This window comes from Haliea sp. (assembly GCF_040221975.1).
Taxonomy (GTDB): domain Bacteria; phylum Pseudomonadota; class Gammaproteobacteria; order Pseudomonadales; family Halieaceae; genus Haliea.
Genome location: NZ_JAVJWR010000033.1, coordinates 371,602 through 394,380, shown reverse-complemented (window position 1 = coordinate 394,380; position 22,779 = coordinate 371,602). Strand labels below are relative to the sequence as shown.

The window sequence follows — 22,779 nt, the reverse complement described above, 5'->3', positions numbered from 1 at the left end:
CATGAATCATCTAGCCCATGCCTTCCTTGCCGGCGCCAATCCCCAGCATCTTGTCGGCAATGTGGCGGGAGACTTCCTCAAGGGCCCGCTGCAGGCGCTGGACCTGGTGCCGGGGATCAGGCAGGGAGTACAACAACATCGGCGGATTGATGCCTTCGCCGACGGGCATCCACTGCTGGCTGAACTCAGGGGCACGTTTCCGGCCATTCAGCGCCGGTATGCGGGTATTGTGCTGGATGTTGCCTTTGATCACTATCTCATTCGTCACTGGGAGCGTTTTGCAGCCAGGGGGCGCCGGGAATTCATTGACAGCGTCTATGGCACACTCTCCGAAAATCGCCGGCGACTGCCCGCTCCGCTGGCTGGATACCTGCCGCGCCTGATCGCCCATGACTGGCTGGATCGCTGCGCCACCATGGAGGGCGTGGAAGCAACGCTGCACGGCATCTCCCGGCGCCTGCGGCGGGATAATCCGCTGCCGCTGGCGGCTGCTGTCATCGCCCACAAGGACGCCGAGCTGGAGCGTGTTTTTCTGGCATTTTTCCCCGACGTCCTGGCGTTTGCGGCGTCGACGCCGGACTAAGGTCCTGGCTCCTGCTGGCAAGGTAGCCTGCGTGCCAGCCGGCTCAGCTGGCCATCCAGGACGGGAATGGCAGTTTGTGTCGCATGAGGAAATCCGGGTTGAACAGCTTGCTGTGGTAGCGGCTACCGGCATCGCACAGGATCGTCACGATCGTGTGTCCCGGGCCCAGTTCCCGCGCCATGGCCACCGCCCCGGCGATATTGATGCCCGAGGAACCGCCCACCGAGATCCCCTCGTGCTTGAGCAGATTGAAGATGTACGGCAGTGCAGCATCGTCATCCACCTGGCAAGCGAAATCCGGCGTCAAGCCATCGAGGTTGCCTGGCAGGAAGGATACACCAATGCCCTCGACGATGGAGTTGCCTGCACCCCGCAGCGGGCCGCCGTCAAAATGGCTGTACAGCGCCGAGCCCATCGGGTCCACCAGGCCGATCTTCACCGCCGGCTTGCGTTCGCGCAGGGCCGCAGCAACCCCGGCCAGGGTTCCCCCGGTGCCCACCGCGCAGATGAAGCCGTCCAGTTTGCCTCCGGTCTGGGTCCAGATCTCGCGGCCCGTGGTTTCATAGTGCACCATCCGGTTGGCGGGATTGTCGAACTGGCGCGCCCAGGTGGCGCCATTGGGCTCGCTGCTGGCCCGGCCCCGGGCCACATTCTCGGCGGTGTGGATGTAATGCCCGGGGTTGTCGTAGGGAGCCGACGGTACCAGGATCAGGTCCGCCCCCAGCATTTCCAGCTGGTCGATTTTCTCCTGGCTGGCAGTCTGCGGCATCACGATCACCGACTGATAGCCCAGGGCGTTGGCCACCAGCGTCAGACCGATGCCGGTATTGCCCACCGTGCCCTCGACGATAACACCGCCAGGGTGGAGCTCTCCCGCCGCCTCGGCGGCGCGAACAATGCCCAGCGCGGTGCGATCCTTGACCGAGCCACCGGGGTTCATGAACTCCGCCTTGCCGTAGATATGGCAGCCGGTGAGTTCCGAGACCTCCCGCAGGTACAGCAGGGGAGTGTTGCCGATCAGGTCAAGAATCCGGGATTTTTCTGGCATTGGTTACTCCCAGGCTGGTGGTTTGCGGTGGCACGGGCTCCAGACTACCCGCACAGTCAAGTGTAGTGCATCACCCTGTTGGGGATCGCGGTTGCGCTGAACATGGCTGCATTTTACTGCCAGCCGTCCTATGATGGGACATCTGAGAACCGAGGTCACTCCAGTGTCAGGACAGATCAGGGTAAATAATGGCGGGGGCGGTATGATAGCTTTTTTGGGCAAATTCCCCTGGGTGTTAGTGGTCATTGCCTTCCCGGTCATCATGTACCAGCTGCAGGTGGACATGGCGGCCCAGATCCACTTCGGCTTCGCCTATATCGCGATCGGGGTATTTGTGCTGTTCGTCGAGTTCTTCAAGTCCGGCGATATCAATGCCGCGTCCTTTCTGCTGGATCTGTTCTGGTCCATTGTCGCGGTCATGCTGGGGACGGCCCTGATGACCTGGTTCCTGCTGGAGGGGCGGCCCGCGAGCAACGCGGGCGAGAGCTGGCAGCAGCTGAACTATTTCCACTGGTTCGGCTGTGCGATTGTGCTGGGTGACGCCATCATCAGCCCCTTCAACGCATTCCGCACCGCGTTGCGCAATCTCGGGCTGGGAGCCTCTGTGTGACAGGGCTGCCCGCAGTTTCGCGGGCGGTGGCGGTCGCCTATCGCTGCCGTTGAGCAGGTTTACGTGAGCGAATCCCGGTGGCACACGCTTTCCACTGCGGAACTGGAACAGCTACTGCAGGTCGATGCAAGCGTCGGGCTGCAGCCACAGGATGCCGCGGAGCGCCTCGCCCGGCACGGGCCGAACCAGCTCGCCGAGTCCCGCTTCCACCCGCTGTGGCGGATCGTCCTCGAGCAGTTCCAGGACTTCATGATCCTGGTGTTGCTGGCTGCTGCCCTGGTAGCCGGATTTGTTGGCGATCTGGTCGATACCGTGGCTATCCTGGTGATTGTTGCGCTCAACGCCGTCATCGGTGCGGTTCAGGAGTCGCGTGCGCAACGGGCAATGGCTTCCCTGAGGGCGATGGCAGCGCCTGTCGCAGTCGTACGCCGTTCTGGCGAGATCCTTGAGGTACCTGCCATTGAGCTGGTTCCCGGCGACCTGGTTCTTCTGGAGGCGGGCAGCCTGGTGCCAGCGGATCTGCGTCTGCTGCAGGCAGCGGACTTGCAGGTTGACGAGTCCATGTTGACCGGTGAATCCACCGGCGTATTGAAACATGTACAAGCGCTGGCGGAGCCCGACCTGCCGGTAGCCGAGCGGCGCAATATGGCCTTCAAGGGCAGTCAGGTAAGCGTTGGCAGGGCCGAGGGAGTGGTGGTGGCGACTGCCGCCGCCACCGAACTGGGCCGGATAGCCGACCTGCTGGAGCAAACGCCGCAACTCAAGACACCCTTGCAGCAGCGTCTCGCTCGCTTCGGTCGCCGCCTGGCGCTGGTGGTGCTGGCAATTTGCGCGCTGATTTTTACCGTCGGTCTACTGCGCGGGGAGCCTGCGCTGCTGATGCTGCTCACCGCCATCAGCCTGGCGGTCGCGGCCATTCCCGAGGCCCTGCCCGCGGTGATCAGCGTGGCGCTTGCGTTCGGCGCATTGAGCATGGGACGCAAACACGCGCTGGTGCGCAATCTGCCCGCCGTCGAGACCCTGGGGTCGGTCACCTTTATCTGCACCGACAAGACCGGGACGCTGACCGAGAACCGGATGCACGCCGAAAGCTTTGTCGTCGACGGCCAGTCCTGTGCCCGCATACCGCAAGGAGCCGAACGCCTGGGCCAGGCACTGGCTCTCAGTAACGACGTGGAGGCCGGTGCCGGCGGTTCTCTGCGCGGCGAACCTACCGAAATTGCCCTGTTTCAGGCGGCGCTGAACGACGGCTACGACAAGAACGAGTTGGCGAGGGAGCTGCCCAGGGTGGCCGAGCTTCCGTTTGACGCCGAGCGCAAGCGCATGTCGACCCTGCACGGCGCGGCAGGTGGAGTGGTCGTATTCTGCAAGGGGGCACCGGAACAGGTGGTGCCACTGTGTCCCTCGGCGGACGCCAGCAAGGTGCTGGCGGAGGCCAATCGACTTGCTGCAGAGGGCTATCGGGTGCTCGCCCTGGCCACTCGCGAGCTGCCCCGGCTTCCGGATGCCGCTGAACTGGCCGCGGTGGAGAGCGACCTGACCCTGCTGGGCCTGGTCGCCCTGATCGACCCGCCGCGCCCCGAGGTTCCGCAGGCGGTACGGGACTGCCTGGCCGCTGGCATTACCCCGGTGATGATCACTGGCGATCATCCTGCTACCGCGCTGGCGATCGCGCGTCGCCTGGGTATCACTGACAGTGAATCCACGCTGATAACGGGCTCGGAGCTGGTACAACTGCCCGATGCGGAGTTGCAGGCAAGGATACGGAAATTGCGGGTATACGCCCGGGTCAGCCCGCAGCAGAAGATTCGCATCGTCAAGGCCCTGCAGGCGGCCGGCGAGTTCTGCGCCATGACCGGTGACGGGGTCAATGATGCCCCGGCGCTGAAACAGGCCGATATCGGTATCGCCATGGGGGCCAAGGGCACAGACGTTGCCCGCGATGCCGCCGACATGATTCTGCTGGATGACAACTTTGCCACGATCGCCGGCGCGGTACGCGAGGGCAGGCGGATATTCGACAACATTCGCAAGTTCATCAAGTACACAATGACCAGCAACTCCGGCGAAATCTGGGTGCTGCTGCTGGCTCCTTTTCTGGGGCTGCCGATCCCCTTGCTCCCCATCCATATTCTCTGGATCAACCTGGTCACGGACGGTCTGCCCGGCCTGGCGCTGGGCGTTGAGCCAGCCGAGCGTGGGATCATGCAGCGCCCGCCGCGGCCACCCGGCGAAAGCATCTTCGCTGGCGGGATGTGGCAACACATGATCTGGGTGGGGCTGCTGATCGGCGGGATTACCCTGAGTGCGCAGGCCTGGGCGCTGGGCAGTGGTGCAGCACACTGGCAGACCGTGGTATTCACGGTGCTGGTGTTCTGCCAGTTGGCCAATGTACTCGCCATTCGATCCGAATCCGAATCGCTGTGGCGGCAGGGGCTGTTCAGCAACAAGCCGCTGTTGCTGGCGGTGGCGCTGACCGTTCTGTTGCAACTGGCGGTGATTTATCTACCAGTACTGAATGGCATTTTCAAGACCCAGCCCCTGGACGCGGACGAGTTGCTGGTCTGTTTCAGCTTGCCGCTGCTGGTGTTGCTGGCGGTGGAGCTGGAAAAGCTGTTGCGGCGAAGGGGGCTGATCTACCGGCAACCGGTTTAAAAAAGGCCCCCGGTTGTCGGGAGCCTTTTCAGTTGCGCAGTGCGGCTCGGCGCCCCATTGATTCGACAAGTCTGACCGGTCAGGCAGCGCCCGGTGAGCGGCGCCGGCGCGCCAGCCCGGTTCCTCGTCATCGATCACGCCCTCGAAGCCGGCGTTGACTGCGAGCCAACCGTTGCGGAACGCATCGCGTTCGATCGCCAGCGCGGTGATCGACAACTGGTTGGCGACCAAGTCGAGGATGCCGCTATCCATGCCCGAGGTCAGGAACGCGAACGGGTTTGTAAAGTCGCCCAGGTCGAGGAACAGGCCGTCCAGATCAATGCCGGCGGACTCTGTGGCCTTGAACTCCACCTTCTGTGCCATCGCCGGGACGAAGGCGCTGGAGCGACAGGGTGCGCCTTCCTCTTCCTCCTGCTCCCCACCGCCGCCCTGGTCGGTGGTGCCGGGATTGTCGGTTTTTTTTACATTTTGGATTCGAAATCCGCCCAGGCTGTCCAATATATCTTATTTATCAATGCGTTGAAGTTGTGGCATAGGTTTTGCTTAATACTAATGTGGATGATCAGGGAGCTGACAAGCAGGGCGGCTGTCGAGATCTCGGGAAATTACTTAACCAGATTCAAGGGACTAAAGTCATGGCGACAAAGATGAAATGCCTGATTGCGGGTGCGGTGCTGGCAGCCGCTACAACCGGTCCGGCCCATGCCGCACTCATTACGGCAACCAATTCCACGGGCGGCTCAGCCGATCAATCGTTCATTGATCGTTCGGTTGGCATAGTATCGACCGGAACCATTCTTGACCTCGATATCACGGTGGAATGGAGCAAGTGTGGTTCGGGTGTAACCGCTGACTTTTTCTGCAGCAGCGGCGGCTTTCCTTATCCGGGTGAAGCCTTCATGAACCTGACTGGACCGACCGGGACCAATGTTGTGTTGTTTTCCAGCAGCTATTTTTCCGGGCCGGGCAGCAGCATTGACGTGACCAATACCTTCAATGACGAGGCCGTGTCCTCTCTGCCGACCACCATTCAGTCGGGAACGTTCCAACCGGTCGGTGCCCTGTCCGCCTTCGATGGCGACGATGTCGCCGGCACGTGGACGCTGCGGATAGGTGATACGGTCGGTGCGGATCCCATCCTGTTCCGCTCCTTCACCCTGAATATCAGGACAACAGGCGACAGCGTCAGTGTTCCCGAGCCCGGCTCCCTGGCATTGTTCGGTCTTGGCCTGGCCGGTCTGGGCTTCTTGCGCCGTCGTCGCAGCTGATCAACTGACGCTTTTTCCCCGGCTTTCACGTCGGCTAGGCAGCAAGCAAAAAAAAGGGGCGCCCGCAAGGGCGCCCCTTTTTCTGTTTGTGCGCCAGGCATGGCGCGTAGCGCCGTGACTGGCGCTGTTCCGGTACACGTGGTGGTGGCCGGATGACTTGGCGGTGCAAGTCCGCCATCGGCCCGGTAAGGGGAACGATTAGCCGAACGGCAAGGGTGTCTACCGCGAGGTGGAATCTGAAGGAAGCCGCAGGCAAAACACTGGCCCGACGAAGACTAGGCGTCCCCCAGGAATCGCATAGGAGGCGGTCGCAGTGGGTAAGAAGGCAAATATCTTCGAAGCCCGGTACTTGCACGGAAACGGCGGACGTAGATGCGGCGGGTATAAGTGGGAAGGTCACGCGCATTACCCTGGGAGGTCTGATGCCCTGCCATCGGCTACCGCCATTGAGAGGTGGCGGGATGGGGTATCAGAAGTCAGCAGAGGCCATAGTAGGTGGTTTACCGGCCACTGAAGGGCTGAACATGTGGAACAGATTGGGGACCTGATTCTCGATGACACTGGAAAGAGCAGACAGGGTGGTTGAAACACCGCCCCTGATCACCGGGGAGCGCGGGCAGTACCTGCGCGGTACGGCGGACCAGTGCGCGGGTGACACGGTGAGGAGGGGCTATCCCCATGAGGAGCCGATGGATGTGATATCGGCGGTCCTGGAACGACCGAATATGCAGCGGGCCTACGACCGGGTGATGCGGAACAAGGGCGCACCCGGCGTGGATGGGCTGACGGTGGCCGATCTCAAAGGTTACCTGAAGGTCCACTGGCCCCGGCATAGGCAAGAGTTGCTTGAGGGGACGTACCAGCCACAGCCAGTGCGAGCGGTAGAGATACCCAAGCCCGGTGGTGGTGTGCGCCAGTTGGGGATACCCACGGTGCTGGACCGGCTCATTCAGCAGGCACTGCATCAGGTATTGAGCCCCGTGTTCGAACCGGGGTTCTCGGAATCCAGCTACGGGTTCAGGCCGGGACGGAACGCGGGTCAGGCGGTAAAGCAGGCCCGCGACTACGTTGAGGCGGGATACCGCTGGGTAGTGGATATCGACCTTGAGGCGTTCTTCGACCGGGTCAACCACGACATGCTGATGGCACGCGTGGCGCGGCAGGTGAAGGACAAGCGGGCATTGAAACTGATACGCGGGTACCTTGAGGCGGGCATCTGCACCGGCGGACTGGTGACGGCGAGGCGGGAAGGCACCCCACAGGGTGGCCCCTTGTCACCGCTGTTATCCAACATCCTGCTGACCGATCTGGATCGGGAGCTGGGAAAGCGCGGGCACGCGTTCTGCCGCTACGCCGATGACTGCAATATCTACGTCAGAAGCGAACGGGCGGGGGAGCGGGTGCTGGAATCAGTCACGCACTATCTTGAAAAGACCCTGAAGTTGAAGGTCAATCGGGAGAAGAGCGGGGTGGGCCGCCCTTGGCAGCGAAAGTTCCTCGGCTACACGGTGTGTAATCGGAGGTACAACGTTCGCCTGAGAGTTGATCCGAAGGCGGTTAAACGCCTGCGGGGCGACTTGAAGGCGATCTACCGCCGGGGCCGTGGGCGTTCGCTGGGCCGGATCATTGAAGAACTGAACCCCAAATTACGCGGATGGATTAATTACTTCCGTCACATCGGGGTCAAGAGCGTTCTGGAGGAGCTGGACGGCTGGATACGCCGCCACTTACGCCAGGTACTGTGGCTTCAATGGAAACGGTCCTATACGCGTGCGAAGAACCTGATGCGACTGGGGCTTGAGGAAGAGCGGGCGTGGAATAGTGCCCAGAACGGGCGCGGTCCCTGGTGGAATGCCGGCGCCTCGCACCTGAATCAAGCTCTGCCGAAGAAGCTCTTTGACCGGTTGGGACTGGTATCGCTGATAGACTATTATCACCGGCTCAAATGGGCCATATGAACCGCCGTGGTACGGAACCGTATGCCCGGTGGTGTGGGAGGACGGCGGGAGCAATCCCGCCTCCTACCCGATTGGCGGTGGGCCAGGGATGAATCACAACAGCCTCAAGGCTGTTGTGACCCCTCCGGGCCTTCGGCGCTGCGCGCCTCGTTGCAAAACGCTCCCGGGGTCGCGTTTTGTCGAACCGGGGGGTTCGAACCAAGTCCGGGCTCATCCACCACCAAAAAAAGGGGCACCCTTGGGGGAGCCCCTTTTTCTTTGATTGGCGGTGGGCCAGGGATTCGAACCCCGGGAGGGTTGCCCCTCAACGGTTTTCAAGACCGCCGCTTTCGACCACTCAGCCAGCCCACCGGATTGTTTTCCCGCGTTGCGCGAGAGTGCGCGATTATACAGGGCCGCTCCGCGCACACAAGAGCCTGGTCCCAGGCAAGTGCCTGCAGAGTTGCAAGCATTGCTATTGCTGTTATGTTGATCGGCGTTCATGCGAGCTGTCGGTGAAGTTGTGGAGACATCCGAAGACTACGGTGCGGTGTCACCAAACCGCAGAGGGTCGTAATGGAGCACATAGACCTGCGAGGCTGTTGGTCATTCCGCGGGCTCCCCGGCTATACTCTTGGTAAAGTTTAGCAAGAGAGTAACGTTATGGGTTTCGCATTGTCCGAACTGCAACTCACCAGCTCCGCCTTTGGCAACGGAGATAACATCCCGGCACAGTACACTGGGGAGGGTGAAGATCTGTCCCCGCCTCTATCCTGGAACAATGCGCCGGCAGATACCAGGGCGTTTGCGATAATCTGCCACGATCCGGATGCGCCACTGGTCAGCCCACGCGGGACCTACGGGTTCGTGCACTGGGTGCTCTACAATATCCCTGGCAACGTCACAAGTCTGGCAGCGGGTGACAGCGGCTACACCAACGGCAAGAACGATTTCGGTGATGCCGCTTATGGCGGGCCGATGCCGCCCAACGGGCATGGCGATCACTCGTACTATTTCTGGGTGCTTGCCCTCGATGATGACGCGCCGCTCGAGGAGGGGCTCACCCTGTGGGAGCTGCTGGCGAGGATCGAGCCGCACCTGCGGGGGATGAATCGCCTGGTTGGCCGCTACCGCCGCGATTGAGGGGGGATCTCCCCTGGCAGCCGCTCAGGGATTCGAGCCCCGGGAGGGTTGGGGCTTGCATCTGCTCCAGTGGTGTCTGCGCTAGTGCTTGTGCCCCAGCTTGTATTGGAGATAGCGGCTCTTGCGAAAGAAGTCTTCCTGTTCGTTGTCACCCAGATCGGCAAAATCATATAAGGTATAGGTGTTGATGCGGGCCAGCGCCTGATCGATCTCCATGCGACTGGTTACCAGTTGATCGAGAGACCAGGTTTTGGTGGCGTTGCCGGTTTCGCGCCGTATGGACGCCGGCAGGTCTATCTGCGGCAGATAAGTCACCACAACATGGGCGCCATCGCTGTTCTTGCCGGCGTATTCAACTGCTGTCAGACAATGAACCTCGCTTTCACCGATGGCCTTGAGCTCGTTCAAGCTGGAGGCTGGGAAAATCTGGTACATCGAGAGCCAGTCATTGGATGGGTGGGTCGGTGCGGGGTCATGCTCCACGCCGATGGACTCGACGTCAAAATACTCTATCAACTTGACCAGTGTCTCCGAGTAGCGTTCGTATACCTGGGTAAGATGGTCGTCGGGAGACAGGTAGATCAGACGTGATGGGGTTTGCCGCAAGATAGTGATCTCCCGCTCCTTGTCGGCATCGTCACTACTTGATATCAAGTAGCGAGCGCCGACGATTTCATCGGGCTTGTAGCAGGCTGTGCCCGCAGCGGTACTCGCCGAGGCGATGGCAAGTGTGAGGAAAAGGGTTGTCCTGTACATGTTCGCTCCTGAAGTAAAAAGACCATCGGCCACTGGCCGATGGTCTTGAAAAGTATTGCTGGTGAGTGGATCAGTTGGCCGCAGCATTCGCCCTGGCAATCAGATCCAGAGCATAGTCGGTGATGTGGAACAAAACGTTCTGTTCGTTGGTGCCGCGCACCAAGGATGCTCCCGGGCCGCTTGCATATACCGCGACGTCCTCTCCGGCATGAGTTTCCGATGACAATGGAATCAGTGCTTCCTGATGGTAGCCCGGAGCCTCGGTGTCCACCGAACTGATGTCTACCCTGCCACTGGTGATAGCGCATCCGTACCCAGCATCGGAATCCGTCTCGGAGCCAAGGTCACAAAAGCCACGGCCGTTGGTATAGCCCAGAGTCGTAAAGGGCAATCCGTCAGCAGCCAGCGCCTCGGCATCAGAACCCGCGTAGATGGCCTTGCCGAGTATCGGATTGCCGCGCTTGACGTAGCCGCCAATGGTAAAGACATGGCTGTGGTCCGCCGTGACCAGGATGAGCGTATCTTCGTCGCTGGTCAGATCTACCGCTGTCTGGACCGCCCTGGCGAACTCAATTGTATCCGCAAGGGCACCTGCCGCATTGCCAGCGTGGTGTGCATGGTCAATCCGTCCCGACTCGATCTGCAGAAAGTACCCATTGGGGTTGTTGTCGAGAACTCGAATGGCCTTGGAAGTCATCTCGGATAGTGACGGCTCACCTGCGATGTCGTTGCTGCGGTCGAGTTCGTAGTTCATGTGGGATTCCTGGAACAATCCGAACACCTTGTCGGTTTCCTCCGTGTTAATAGCATTGAATCCGGCGTTATCGGTCACGTACACACCCTCTGGATACAGTGCCTGCCATTCCGATGGTAGGTCGCGGCCGTCGGTGCGGTCACCCTCAGCGCCAGCGTTGACCGGTTTTTCCACGTTAAACGCGGTGCTGTTTGGAAGGAAGTGACGGCGGCCCCCGCCCATAACAACGTCAATACCGTCAACCACATAGCCCATCTCTTCCAGCCGGGTCTCGAAAGAGATGAGTTGGGAAGCGATATCTTCCTGCACCCCGAAGCAGTTGCCGCTTGCGGGAATATCGGAAATGTCCTCATAGTTGCGATCAACGGACTTGGCGTAGTTGGCGCCGGGGGTCGCGTGCGTAATGCGTGCTGTAGAGATGATCCCCGTAGACATTCCGGCAATTTCGGCGAGTTCCAGACTGGTTACCAGCTGGTTACCCGTGTTGCCGGTAGTGCAGTCGCCCCGAACTACCGTTTGGTCGTATCCGAACACACCGATGTCGGTCTTCACGCCTGTGACCATGGCGCCCATGGTGCCAGCAGAATCTGGCACCTGTGAGTTGGTGTTGTATGTCTTTGCCAAACCAGCAAACGGGAACCTGTCGAAAGAGAGATCGTTGGATTCCGGCCCGTCGAAGTCGCGCGAGACCCCATCTTCCCAGGTCATGCCTTTGAGCTCTCCATCGCGAATACGCGCAGCCGTTACTGTAGACGGCCCCATGCCGTCACCAACGAACAGAATGACGTTTTTCGCCGCTCCACGGACCTCGCTCAGATCACTGCTGGACATTTCAGCAACGCGCCCTTCGCCGTTAACATAGAACGCGTTGTCAACGTTGTTGCGCAGATCCATGCGATCCAGAGACGACCTGGACTGCTCTTGCCCTTCGTCCTGAGCGGGGTCTTCAGCAGGCCCTGGCGGGGCGGGTGTCGTGTCATCTCCATTATCGCTGCAACCGATCAAGATCAGAGACATCAACGCTGCCGCAAGCAGTTTGTATTCATTCTTCGGTTTCATTGTCATTAGCTCCTTACTCCCCGATCAACGGCCGAGCGTTATTCATAATGTGAAAGACCATGCTCTGTTCAACGGTGCCGCGCACAAAAGCCGAACCCGGGCCGGTGGCGTGGATGGTGATATCTTCGCCAGCATGCGTTTCCGAATCGAGAGGAACCAATGCTTCCTGGTGGTATCCATCCGTCTCTGTTTCGACAGCGCTGAGATCGCTGCGCATGCCGGCAGTAATAGCGCATCCATATCCTGCATCAGAGTCGGTTTCGCCGCCAAGATCACAGAAGCCCCGACCGTTGTTGTAGTTCAAGGTGGTAAAGGGCAGTGAGTCGTGCGCCAGTTCCGGGCCGGCCCCTTCGGAATAGACGGCCTTGCCGAGGATTGGATTGCCTCGTACCACGTAGCCGCCCATGGTCATGACATGGCTGTGGTCGGCCGTAACAAGAATCAGCGTGTCGTCGGGATCGGTCGCATCGTATGCTGCCTTCACCGCTTCCGCCATCGCGATGGTGTCGGTGAGGGCGCCTGCTGCGTTGCCGGCGTGGTGGGCGTGGTCTATACGGCCGGATTCCACCATCAGGAAAAATCCGTTGGGGTTGTTGTCCAGCACCTCTATTGCTTTCCTGGTCATCTCTGCAATTGACGGCTCACCGGCGATGTCATTGCTGCGGTCTGCCTCGTACTGCATGTGGGACTCGTTGAACAGGCCCAGGATCTTGTCAGTGCTCTCGGTATCGATCGCGTCGAATCCGGCCTGGTCGGTAACGTAGACAGCCCCGGATCCGTACAACTCCAGCCACTCGGCAGGAAGATCACGGCCATCGGTGCGATCGCCTTCCGCGCCCGCGTCTGCTGGCTTCTCCACATTGAAGCCGGCGTCGTTCGGGATGAAGTGGCGGCGACCGCCACCCAACACTACCTCGATACCATCCACATCAATGTTCTCGAAGGAGGCTTCCATGTTCGATTCGAAATTGATCAGTTGGCTCGCGATATCCTCGATTTGACCAGCACAGCTACCATCCTCGGGTATGTCGGAAACATCTTCATAATTGCGGTCGGGCGTCTTGGCGTAAAGCGCTCCAGGTGTGGCATGGGTGACGCGAGCGGTCGAGACGATTCCGGTGGACATGCCCGCAACCTCGGCCATTTCAAGATAGGTAGCCAACTTGTTGTCATCGCCGATGGAGCTGCAATCGCCACGTTCGACGGTTTCGTCGTAGCCAAATACTCCAATGTCAGTCTTTAAACCGGTGACCATCGCACCCATGGTTCCCGCTGAATCCGGTACCTGCGAATTGGTGTTGTAGGTTTTCACCAGGGCGGTATGGGGAAAATTCTCGAAGTAGAGTTCATTCTCTTCACCAAATTCAGCTCCGGCGCGCTGCGCTTCGAGAATGCGCGCCGCCGTCAGAGTGCTGATACCCATGCCGTCGCCGACAAACAGAATCACGTTTCTGGCAGTGGCAGAGGGGGCGCTCATGGTCTGTTCCTTGAAAGCGATACTGTCATTCGCTTGCTGGAACCAGGGGCTGGAAGTCTGATGGTCAGGGAGGACCTGAGTGTTCCCGAGGGCGCTCGCAGTTGCAAGTGCAACAGCGATGCAGATTCTGGTTTTCTTTGTAATCATGCTCGACACCTTGTTGAAGTTGAAGATCGGTAGTTTTCAGAGATTCGCGATACTTGAAGAATGCCCATAAAATGTGACATTAAGGCGAAGGAGTCTTTACAAGGAGATGAAGAAGGCATGACTGCCCCGGGGGCTGTTGTGGCCCCTCTTGGGCTTCGGCGCTGCGCGCCTCGTTGCAAAACGCTCCCGGGGCCGCGTTTTGTCGAACCGGGGGGGGCCGAACCAAGTCCGGGCTCATCCACCATCAAAGAAAAAAGGGGCACCCTTGCGGGAGCCCCTTTTCCTTTGATTGGCGGTGGGCCAGGGATTCGAACCCCGGGAGGGTTGCCCCTCAACGGTTTTCAAGACCGCCGCTTTCGACCACTCAGCCAGCCCACCGTATTGTTTTCCCGCGTTGCGCGGGAGTGCGCGATTATACAGGGCCCACTTGCGCGCACAAGAATCTGAGTCCCTGTGCGCGCACATTTCACCTGCTGATCAGCCTTCGGCAGCCCCCCGTGTGCCAGCGCCTGACCGCTGACCGCGTGGATCATTGCTGGCGCGCGGAGCGTTGCCGCCACCGCCCTGGACCGGGGGATACTGCTCTTCCCGGAACAGGGTCGGGTGGACAGTGGTGATCTCGACCCGGCCGGGCGGACGCGGTGCGATCCGGGGGTCGTTGGCCGCGCGACCATCAGCCGTAATGCCCGCGGGCTTGCTGGCGGCGGGAGCGGAGGGGGCGACCGGAGTCGTTTCGGGCGCGGGTTCTACCTCGGCCTCTTCAGCAGCGGCTGGTTCCACATCGGCCTTTGCCGTTTCAGGTTCGGGAGTCGCCTCAGCCAGCGGCTCGGCACTTTCCGCTTCCGGTTCAACCTTGGCAACCACTTCAGTTTTGGCTCCTTCCACTGCCTCGGCGGGGCTGGCATCCGCTCCAGAGGTATCTGCGCCGGTGTCCGCGGTTGACTCAGCCTCAACCGCCGTCACGGGCGCGCTGGCCTCGGCGCGAGCCTGGGCCGGGTCAAGCGCCTGCTCAGCGCTGCTGTCATCGCTGTCTCCCGCTTTGACAGCGTTTTCTGCAGTCGCATTGGTCACTGCTTCAGCGTCGGCCTGGGCACGCGGGCGGCGACGGCGGCGGGGCTCGCCGCGCTTCATGTCGCTGGGACGCTTGCGCGGCTTGTCAGCGTTTTCTTCCTGCAGTTGGGCGAAGATCTCCAGACTGTCGTCATCACTGGCATCAGTATCGATGTCTTCCTGCGGCTGTTCGACAGGCTCCGGTCGCTTTTCCCCGTCGGGACGGCGTCGCCCCTTGCCGCCACGCCTGCGCGGCTTGGGTGCGGAGGCCTGTTCCTCGGAGGAGGAGTCATCCTGCTGCGAGCGCTGTTCACTTTTCTGGACTTTTTCGGGCTTTTCAGCTTTTTCCGGCTTCTCACCCCGTGGCTGCTCGCTGCTGCGCTCGGTGCGTTCACCGCCGCTGCGCCGACGGCCACCGCGACTGCGCTTGCGGCCACTGCCACCGCGGCTCTCCGCTTTCTTTTCGGTATCGTCGTCCTGCTCCTGGGCGGCAGGTTTGCGGGGTTTCGCAACCGGCTCCTCGGCCTTGCTCGCTTCTCCGAACAGCATGCCCATCAGGCGTGTTACCAGGCCGGTCTTGACCGGCGCTGCAGTGGGTGCGGGCGCTGCTGCAGCCCTGGTCCTGCCACCGCGGCCGCCGCTATTGCGTTTGCGCTCCGCGGGAGCTTCCGTTGCCTCGGCTGCCGGTGCGACTTCAGGAGCCGGCATCTGCGGAGCGACGCGCTGTACCGCAGCCTGCTGGACCGGGATATTGGCAGAATGGGAGTCGCTGATGAGATCGGCATCGGGAACGGCGATGTCAATCTTGTAGCTGACCGCGCGGTCTTCGCTGACTTCATCATCGCGCAGGCGCGTCACTTCAAAGTGCGGCGTTTCCAGGTTTGGGTTGGGGATGACCAGGAGCCGGGTCCGGGTCACCTGTTCGATCTCGGACAGGGCGGCGCGCTTCTCGTTGAGCAGGTAGGCCGCCACGTCCACCGGCACAATGCCGCGCACTTCGGCGCTGCGGTCCTTGATGGCTTCCTCTTCCATCAGGCGCAGGATGGACAGGGCCAGTGATTTGGTATCCCGAATCGATCCCTGGCCGGTACAGCGCGGGCACACAATGGCGCTGGTCTCACCGAGGGAAGGGCGCAGACGCTGGCGCGACATCTCCAGCAACCCGAAACGGGAAATGCGCCCAACCTGGACCCGGGCGCGGTCCAGCTCCAGCGCATCGCGCATGCGGTTCTCCACGTTGCGCTGGTTTTTCGCGGCCAGCATGTCGATGAAGTCGATTACCACCAGGCCACCCATGTCCCGCAGACGCAGTTGCCGCGCGATCTCGTCAGCGGCTTCCAGGTTGGTCTGCAGGGCGGTGTCCTCAATATCGGAACCCTTGGTGGCTCGGGCCGAGTTGATGTCGATGGAGACCAGGGCCTCGGTGGGGTCAATGACTATGGAGCCGCCGGAAGGCAGGCGCACTTCGCGCTGGAATGCAGTTTCGATCTGACTCTCGATCTGGAAGCGGTTGAAGAGGGGGATGGAGTCTTCGTAGCGCTTGATGCGATTCTTGTATTTGGGCATCACCATGCTGACGAACTCTATCGCCTCAGCCAGGGCGTCATCGGAGTCGATCAGGACCTGGTCGATGTCGTCGCGCAGGTAGTCGCGCACGGCGCGGATGATGACGTTGCTTTCCTGGAACAGCAGTGCGGGGGCCTTGACCTCCTGGTTGGCGGTGGTGATCGATTCCCAAAGCTGCAGCAGGTAATTCAGGTCCCACTGCAGTTCCTCCGTGGTGCGGCCAACGCCGGCGGTGCGGATGATGACGCCCATGCCGTTGGGAATCTCCAGGCCGCCCAGGGCTTCACGCAGTTCACTGCGGTCGTCACCCTCGATGCGCCGGGAGATGCCGCCGGCCTTGGGGTTGTTGGGCATGAGGACCATGTAGCGGCCGGCCATGCTGATGAAGGTGGTGAGTGCGGCGCCCTTGTTGCCGCGCTCTTCCTTGTCAACCTGAACGATGATTTCAGTGCCTTCCTTGACCACTTCCTTGATCTTCAGGCGGCCCTCGACATTGCCCGGATCCTTGTAAAAGTACTCGCGGGCAATTTCCTTCAGCGGCAGGAAGCCGTGGCGCTCGGCGCCGAAGTCGACAAATGCGGCTTCGAGGCTGGGTTCAACACGGGTAATCCTGCCTTTGTAGATGTTGGATTTCTTTTGCAGACGGGTGCGGTTTTCGATGTCCAGATCATACAGACGCTGGCCGTCAACGAGGGCAACGCGCAGCTCTTCGGGCTGGGTTGCATTGATAAGCATTTTTTTCATGTTTGCCATTTACCTGGTGCGCGCAGGCCTGGCGGGGCGGGGAATCAGCCATACAGCCGGCATCGCTGCCGGACATAACCGAGTATGCGTGCCTGTCGCAGGTGCTGCCGGCCGTTGGGGCCGGGTCGCATTGCGCCAGTGGCAGTACTCCGTACGCTCAGGTGATTTGTATTGTGGCGGCTCTCCGCGGGGGAGTGCCGCCAGGCAACGCTGGCAAGGGGCCCCGCGCTGGCGCGGGCCTGACCTTTTTGTTAGGGTCGCATCACCTGACGAATACGACCGCGTTGCCTTGAGCAATTACTGATTCTGTGACCCGGCATAGGTACTGCGCGGTTCATAATGTATCGGTGCGGAATTGCCTGTTAAGGCCCGGGGCAGAGCCCGGCGGGTAGCGCGCACCGACAACCTTTGTGTGCCTGCACGCGCAAGTGCGGGTATCATCTATCCGATGGAGCCTTGCGATTACTTCGGCAGGCCCTGCTGTCACCGGAACGGCTGCGTCGTGCGTCGGAGGCAAAAACAGTGCCCCGAGCCCAGCTACACGGCGCGGAGTATAACCTGAAACGGTAAGTGCTTCAATTATCAAGTGATTTCCAGAAACGATGAGTGATTCCAGCTCCAGGCAGGTGACAAGCGGGGTCCGCCAGCTGCTGATCGAGGCGGACAGCGCCGGTCAGCGGCTGGACAACTACCTGTTGAAAGTACTCAAGGGCGTGCCCAAGACCCGTATCTACCGCGGTCTGCGCAAGGGTGAGTTCCGCATCAACAAGGGCCGGGTCAAGGCGGACTACCGCCTGGCGGAGGGCGATGTATTGCGAGTACCGCCGTTGCATCAACCGGAGCCGGGGGCGGCGCCCGTGATTCCGGGGTTCTGGGCCGGCGCGATACAGGACCGTATCGTCTACGAAGACCCCGGGTTGCTGGTCATCAACAAGCCCTCCGGGCTGGCGGTACACGGCGGCAGCGGTTTGAACTTCGGCCTGATCGAATGCCTGCGTCAATTGCGTCCGCAGGACCGCTATCTGGAACTGGTCCACCGCCTGGATCGGGATACATCGGGGTTGATCCTGGTGGCGCGCAAGCCCGCGATCCTGCGCGAGTTGCACCGGCAGTTGCGCGGCGACGGTGTGGACAAGCGCTACCTCGCCCTGGTGGCGGGGCGCTGGCCGAAGGAGCGGCGCATCGTGGAGGCGCCGCTGCAGAAAAACATCGTCCAGTCCGGTGAGCGCATGGTCAAGGTGGCGAAGGAGGGCAGGGCCTCGATTACCGGCTTTGCGGCGCTCGAGCAATTTCCGGAGGCGACGCTGGTGGAGGCGCGGCCGCATACCGGTCGCACTCACCAGATCCGGGTCCACGCCCAGTTCGCTGGGCACCCGATTCTCGGTGATGACAAGTACATGGACGACGCTACCCGGGCACTGGCTCGCAGGCTGGGGGTAAAGAGACTGTTCCTGCACGCCCGCGCGCTCTCCTTTACCCTCCCGGACCAGCCCCGACTGCAGCTTGAGGCGCCGCTCGAGCCTGAGCTCGAACTGATATTACAAAATATGCGTAACTAACTGATTATGATAGTTATATTTGACTGGGACGGGACCCTTTGCGACTCTGTGGAGCAAATTGTCGCCGCCATGCAGACGGCGGCAGAGGAGTGCAGGCTCCCGATCCCCGAGGCGGCCGCGGTGCGCCACATTATCGGCCTCAGCCTGCCGCAGGCCATGCCCATTTTGTTTCCGGGGCAGCCGCTGGCAGCCTGGGACAGGATGCGAGAGGCTTATTCACGCTGTTATGTCGCGCTGGATCAGGGGCCGGCGCGCCTGCACACAGGCGCGCTGGAAACCCTGGAGTCCCTGCGCGGCTCCGGCTTCGAGCTGGCCGTGGCGACGGGTAAAAGCCGTCGCGGCCTGGATCGGGTGTTGCGCGGCCTGGGTCTGGAGAATTATTTTGACAGCACCCGTTGCGCCGACGAGACCCGCTCGAAGCCGGATCCGCTGATGCTGCAACAGATTCTGGCGGAGCGTAGCAAGACCTCGGAACTGGCGTTGATGGTGGGTGACTCGGAATACGATCTGGCCATGGCGCGACAAATCAATATGGCGTCAGTCGGGGTCAGCTTCGGCGTGCACTCGCCTGCGCAGTTGGCGCAGCATCAGCCACGGGCCGTCATCGACAGCCTGCTGGACCTCTGCGCTTTGCCGGAACTGATTGCTCACGCCAGGACCGGGTAGCCCGCCTGCTGCAGCAGGCTGGTGAGGCCTATCAGTGGCAAACCTTCCAGGCTGGTGGGGTCGTCGCCACGCATGCGCTCGAACAAGGTGATACCCAGCCCTTCGCACTTGAAACTGCCGGCGCAGTCGAAGGGCTGCTCCCTGTCCAGGTAATTGTCGATGGCGGTGCTGTCCAGGGCGCGAAACTGCACGGCAAAAGGCGCCACCAGTACGGCCTCGAAGTCGGCTTCTTCGCGGCACAGGGCCAGCCCGGTGAAGAACTGCACTGTCTTGCCGGCGCTGGCCAGGAGCTGTTGCCGGGCATTGGCGCGGTTGCCGGGCTTGCCCAACAGGGCTCCATCCAGGGTCGCGACCTGGTCGCTGCCGATGACCAGGCTGGCCGGGTGGGCACTGCTGATGGAACGGGCTTTTGCCAGCGCCAGGCGTGCTGCCAGAGATTCGGGGGCCTCCTCCCGCCGCGGGGTTTCATCCGCGTCCGGTGCCAGGCAACGGAATGGCAGTTGCAGGCGCTGGAGCAGCTCTCGGCGATAGGGCGAAGTGGAGGCGAGGATCAGATCCATGAGCAGTTTTCCGTGGCTGCGGGCGGGCGCCCTGAACTGGTTGTATTCTAAAGAATTTTTTTGACAAAGGGGGAAACCGCCCCTATGATGCGCGCCTATGTTGACCGACCCCCTCCCCGACACGCTGGATGTCCGCAAGGCCGCCACGCGTGGCGCGATCGCCAGGGGCACGTTGAAACCGCTGCAGTTGCCCCGTTTTCGGGATCTGCTCGCCGCAGGCGAGGGCATTATCGAAGCGGAACTGACGTTCTCCAGGGACGAGGAGGGCAGGTATGTTGTGCGGGCCATCACCAACAGTACGGTGACGGTAACCTGCCAGCGGTGCCTGCAGCCGATGCCGGTGCAGTTGCATGCCGACAGCACCCTGGCGGTGGTCTGGACGGACGAACAGGCCAGGCAGTTACCTGCCTCACTGGAACCGGCCATTGTGACTGAGGAGGAGTGTTCGCTGCGGGAACTGGTCGAGGATGAGCTGATACTGGCCTTGCCGCCCTTCAGCTACCACGAGCAGGCGGATTGCAACACAGTTTTGGCGGACCTGACCGCGGAGCCCGAAGCAGACGGGCCCCCGAAGAAGTCCAACCCGTTTGACGTGCTGGCGCAGTTAAAGCCCGGCGATACCCATCAGGAGTAAGACATGGCTGTTCAAAAGGACAAGAAATCACGTTCACGCCGCGGTATGCGCCGTTCCCACGACGCTCTCACCGGCCCGACCCTCAGCGTGGACCAGACGTCCGGTGAAACCCACCGTCGTCATCACGTCACTGCGGACGGTTTCTACCGTGGCAAGAAAGTCGTCAACACCGGTAACGACGAGTAAGTCCGGACCCGATTCATCGGGCGCGGCAGGCACCTGCGTGCCGACTGCACTGGAAAACACAAAACGGGAGCCCAGGCTCCCGTTTTGTGTTTGCGCGCCTTCTTTTCCGCTCTGTTCTACAATGCCGGCAGACAGGCCAGATCTGGCCTGAACCTGCCTGCACGTCATCGAGGAGACCTGCCACACCATGACCGCCCGTCACATTGCTTTTGTTTTTCCCGGCCAGGGCTCGCAGAAGGTAGGCATGCTCGCCGCTGCGCACACCGAGTACCAGACTGTTCGCGATACTTTTGCCGAGGCATCGGAGGCGCTGGATCTTGATCTGTGGGCGCTGGTGCAGTCGGGGCCGCAGGAGGCGCTGAACCTGACCGCGACGACACAGCCTGTGCTGCTGACTGCCAGCGTGGCCCTGTGGCGCGCCTGGCAGACGTCCGGTGGGGTCGCACCCGCCCTGCTTGCCGGCCACAGTCTCGGCGAGTTTTCGGCGCTGGTCTGCGCGGGTTCTCTGGACTTTGCCGATGCGGTATCCCTGGTACGCCAGCGCGGCGAGTTCATGCAGACCGCGGTGCCGGTGGGTGAGGGCGCCATGGCCGCGATCATCGGCCTTGATGACGACAGCATCAACCGCATATGCGGCGAAATTGCCGCAGAAGGTGTCGGTGAGGTTGCGGCGGTAAATTTTAATTCCCCCGGGCAGGTAGTTATCGCAGGCCATGCCGCAGCGGTGGAGCGCGCGAGTGCCGCTCTCAAGGCAGCCGGGGCGAAACGCGCCCTGCCGCTGCCCGTCAGCGCGCCATTCCATACGGTTTTGATGCGACCTGCCGGTGAGAAGCTGGCCCAGGCCCTGGCGACAGTGCCTGTCAGTGCCCCCGCGATACCTGTGGTACACAATGTGCATGCCCGGCCGGAGTCCGATCCGGAGCGCATTCGCGGTCTGCTGGTGGAACAGATCTACAGTCCAGTGCAATGGACGCGCTGTGTCGAATACATGGCCGCCAATGGCGTACGCAGCGTCGTGGAATGCGGCCCCGGCAAGGTCCTCAGCGGTCTCAACAAGCGCATAGACGGGGAACTCGACAGCTATTCGGTGGAGGAGCCAGCGAGTCTGCAGGATGCCATCGCTGCGCTTGCAGCCGCCTGAAGGACATTTAACACGCAATTGGGAGCGAGAGCATGAGCAATGACAGCAAAGTGGCCCTGGTCACCGGCGCCAGCCGCGGTATCGGCCGCGCTATCGCCGAGCAACTGGCAGGTGATGGCTATACCGTCGTCGGCACCGCGACCACGGAACAGGGGGCGGCGGCGATCAGCGAGTACCTCAAGGCGGCGGGTTATGGCGGCTGTGGGATGTCACTGGATGTCGCTGATCAGGTGGCGGTTGACGATTGTGTGAAAGGCATCACCTCAGAGTTTGGAGCGCCGCTGGTGCTGGTCAATAATGCCGGCATTACCCGCGACAATATTCTGCTGCGGATGAAGGCGGATGAATGGCAGTCGGTTATCGATACCAATCTCAATGCACTCTACCGGGTCAGCAAGGCCTGCCTGCGCGGCATGACCAAGGCGCGCTGGGGCCGCATCGTCAACATCACCTCGGTGGTGGGCGCGATGGGCAATGCCGGCCAGAGCAATTACGCTGCCAGCAAGGCGGGGGCTGAAGGTTTTTCCCGCGCCCTGGCACGAGAACTGGGTTCGCGGGCAGTAACGGTGAACTGCGTTGCGCCTGGCTTTATCGATACCGACATGACTCGCTCACTGTCGGACGAGCAACGCAGCCAGATGCTGGGCCAGATTCCTCTCGGCCGGCTCGGCGAGGCAGAGGAAATTGGCGCCCTGGTTGGCTTTTTATGCAGTGAAGTGGCAGGCTACATCACCGGCGAGACGATTCACATCAACGGCGGTATGAACATGGCCTGAGTCTCGGGCTTCAAGGCGGGCCTTGCCGGTCCAAAAAAAATTATTACTCGGCGGAAAAACAGAGTAAAATGCCGCCTCGGGCCGGGTGACCAGGTTTCATTCAGAATTAAATTTTCAGGAGTTACCAATACAATGAGCAGCATCGAAGAACGCGTTAAGAAGATTGTCGCAGAACAGCTTGGCGTTAAAGAAGAAGAAGTACAGACGGAGGCATCGTTCGTTGAGGATCTGGGCGCCGATTCCCTCGATACCGTTGAACTGGTAATGGCGCTCGAAGAAGAATTCGAGACAGAAATCCCCGATGAAGAAGCCGAAAAGATCACCACTGTGAAGTTGGCGATTGACTACATCAAGGAAAACCTCGCCTGATCTGATTCTCGGTAAACCGGAAAGCCGCCTCAGTGTTTTGATGGAGCGGCTTTTCTTATTTATGCTTCCAGTTCCTGAGTCAACCGGGGAG

General features: G+C 61.1%; 19 protein-coding genes and 2 tRNA genes. 13 read left to right on the top strand and 8 right to left on the bottom strand.

Features of this window, described 5'->3' with window-relative positions; genetic code table 11:
• Position 1 precedes the first annotated feature (1 nt).
• Positions 2-583, top strand: a complete 582-nt coding sequence (locus RLO07_RS16845; RefSeq protein ID WP_462293299.1) for an acyl carrier protein phosphodiesterase — start codon at positions 2-4, stop codon at positions 581-583.
• Between the two features lie 43 nt (positions 584-626).
• On the opposite strand, the gene RLO07_RS16840 is transcribed toward RLO07_RS16845, so the two are convergent.
• Positions 627-1,631 (bottom strand): cysteine synthase A, encoded by a 1,005-nt coding sequence (locus tag RLO07_RS16840; protein WP_462293298.1) that lies wholly within the window; start codon positions 1,629-1,631, stop codon positions 627-629.
• 202 nt (positions 1,632-1,833) lie between these two features.
• Here RLO07_RS16840 and RLO07_RS16835 point away from each other — a divergent pair, with 202 nt between their 5' ends.
• The 4 genes from RLO07_RS16835 (at position 1,834) to ltrA (ending at position 8,122) form a co-directional block, all read left to right on the top strand.
• The gene (locus RLO07_RS16835) at positions 1,834-2,241 is read left to right on the top strand and encodes a hypothetical protein (protein WP_462293297.1); all 408 of its coding nucleotides are present in this window, start codon (positions 1,834-1,836) and stop codon (positions 2,239-2,241) included.
• Positions 2,242-2,304: 63 nt separating this feature from the next.
• Entirely contained in the window at positions 2,305-4,896 is a 2,592-nt protein-coding gene (locus RLO07_RS16830; RefSeq protein WP_462293296.1) for a cation-translocating P-type ATPase, read from the top strand.
• Positions 4,897-5,531: 635 nt separating this feature from the next.
• Positions 5,532-6,164, top strand: a complete 633-nt coding sequence (locus tag RLO07_RS16825; protein WP_462293295.1) for a PEP-CTERM sorting domain-containing protein — start codon at positions 5,532-5,534, stop codon at positions 6,162-6,164.
• Positions 6,165-6,718: 554 nt separating this feature from the next.
• Positions 6,719-8,122, top strand: coding sequence for a group II intron reverse transcriptase/maturase (gene ltrA / locus RLO07_RS16820; protein WP_433962350.1), 1,404 nt, complete (start codon positions 6,719-6,721; stop codon positions 8,120-8,122).
• A gap of 263 nt (positions 8,123-8,385) precedes the next feature.
• Here the strand turns inward: ltrA and RLO07_RS16815 are convergent.
• Positions 8,386-8,473, bottom strand: a tRNA-Ser gene (locus RLO07_RS16815).
• A 291-nt stretch (positions 8,474-8,764) separates the two neighbouring features.
• On the opposite strand from RLO07_RS16815, the gene RLO07_RS16810 reads away from it, so the two are divergent.
• The gene (locus RLO07_RS16810; protein ID WP_350131481.1) at positions 8,765-9,244 is read left to right on the top strand and encodes a YbhB/YbcL family Raf kinase inhibitor-like protein; all 480 of its coding nucleotides are present in this window, start codon (positions 8,765-8,767) and stop codon (positions 9,242-9,244) included.
• 81 nt (positions 9,245-9,325) lie between these two features.
• Here RLO07_RS16810 and RLO07_RS16805 read toward each other — a convergent pair whose 3' ends face one another.
• The 5 genes from RLO07_RS16805 to rne form a co-directional block, all read right to left on the bottom strand.
• The gene (locus tag RLO07_RS16805) at positions 9,326-10,000 is read right to left on the bottom strand and encodes a hypothetical protein (RefSeq protein WP_350131478.1); all 675 of its coding nucleotides are present in this window, start codon (positions 9,998-10,000) and stop codon (positions 9,326-9,328) included.
• 70 nt (positions 10,001-10,070) lie between these two features.
• Entirely contained in the window at positions 10,071-11,813 is a 1,743-nt protein-coding gene (locus RLO07_RS16800; protein ID WP_350131475.1) for an alkaline phosphatase, read from the bottom strand.
• A gap of 13 nt (positions 11,814-11,826) precedes the next feature.
• The gene (locus RLO07_RS16795; RefSeq protein WP_462293294.1) at positions 11,827-13,437 is read right to left on the bottom strand and encodes an alkaline phosphatase; all 1,611 of its coding nucleotides are present in this window, start codon (positions 13,435-13,437) and stop codon (positions 11,827-11,829) included.
• 290 nt (positions 13,438-13,727) lie between these two features.
• Positions 13,728-13,815: transfer RNA gene (locus tag RLO07_RS16790), tRNA-Ser, on the bottom strand.
• Between the two features lie 99 nt (positions 13,816-13,914).
• Positions 13,915-16,797, bottom strand: a complete 2,883-nt coding sequence (gene rne / locus RLO07_RS16785; protein ID WP_462293293.1) for a ribonuclease E — start codon at positions 16,795-16,797, stop codon at positions 13,915-13,917.
• Positions 16,798-17,399: 602 nt separating this feature from the next.
• On the opposite strand from rne, the gene rluC reads away from it, so the two are divergent.
• Positions 17,400-18,356 (top strand): 23S rRNA pseudouridine(955/2504/2580) synthase RluC, encoded by a 957-nt coding sequence (gene rluC, locus RLO07_RS16780; RefSeq protein WP_462293292.1) that lies wholly within the window; start codon positions 17,400-17,402, stop codon positions 18,354-18,356.
• A gap of 6 nt (positions 18,357-18,362) precedes the next feature.
• Positions 18,363-19,022, top strand: a complete 660-nt coding sequence (locus RLO07_RS16775) for an HAD-IA family hydrolase (protein WP_462293291.1) — start codon at positions 18,363-18,365, stop codon at positions 19,020-19,022.
• Here RLO07_RS16775 and RLO07_RS16770 read toward each other — a convergent pair.
• Positions 19,004-19,582, bottom strand: a complete 579-nt coding sequence (locus RLO07_RS16770; RefSeq protein WP_462293290.1) for a Maf family protein — start codon at positions 19,580-19,582, stop codon at positions 19,004-19,006. The two genes, RLO07_RS16775 and RLO07_RS16770, sit on opposite strands and share 19 nt — an antisense overlap.
• Before the next feature lie 97 nt (positions 19,583-19,679).
• On the opposite strand from RLO07_RS16770, the gene RLO07_RS16765 reads away from it, so the two are divergent.
• The 5 genes from RLO07_RS16765 to acpP all read left to right on the top strand — a co-directional run bounded on the left by RLO07_RS16765 (position 19,680) and on the right by acpP (position 22,688).
• Positions 19,680-20,216 (top strand): YceD family protein, encoded by a 537-nt coding sequence (locus tag RLO07_RS16765; RefSeq protein WP_462293289.1) that lies wholly within the window; start codon positions 19,680-19,682, stop codon positions 20,214-20,216.
• A 3-nt stretch (positions 20,217-20,219) separates the two neighbouring features.
• Complete coding sequence (gene rpmF, locus RLO07_RS16760; RefSeq protein WP_462293288.1) at positions 20,220-20,402, top strand: 50S ribosomal protein L32; 183 nt, start codon at positions 20,220-20,222, stop codon at positions 20,400-20,402.
• A gap of 187 nt (positions 20,403-20,589) precedes the next feature.
• Positions 20,590-21,543, top strand: coding sequence for an ACP S-malonyltransferase (gene fabD, locus RLO07_RS16755; protein WP_462293287.1), 954 nt, complete (start codon positions 20,590-20,592; stop codon positions 21,541-21,543).
• 32 nt (positions 21,544-21,575) lie between these two features.
• Entirely contained in the window at positions 21,576-22,319 is a 744-nt protein-coding gene (gene fabG / locus RLO07_RS16750; RefSeq protein ID WP_462293286.1) for a 3-oxoacyl-ACP reductase FabG, read from the top strand.
• A 132-nt stretch (positions 22,320-22,451) separates the two neighbouring features.
• Positions 22,452-22,688: an acyl carrier protein gene (gene acpP / locus RLO07_RS16745; protein ID WP_027951009.1), complete on the top strand. Its 237-nt coding sequence runs from the start codon at positions 22,452-22,454 to the stop codon at positions 22,686-22,688.
• Positions 22,689-22,779: the final 91 nt, after the last annotated feature.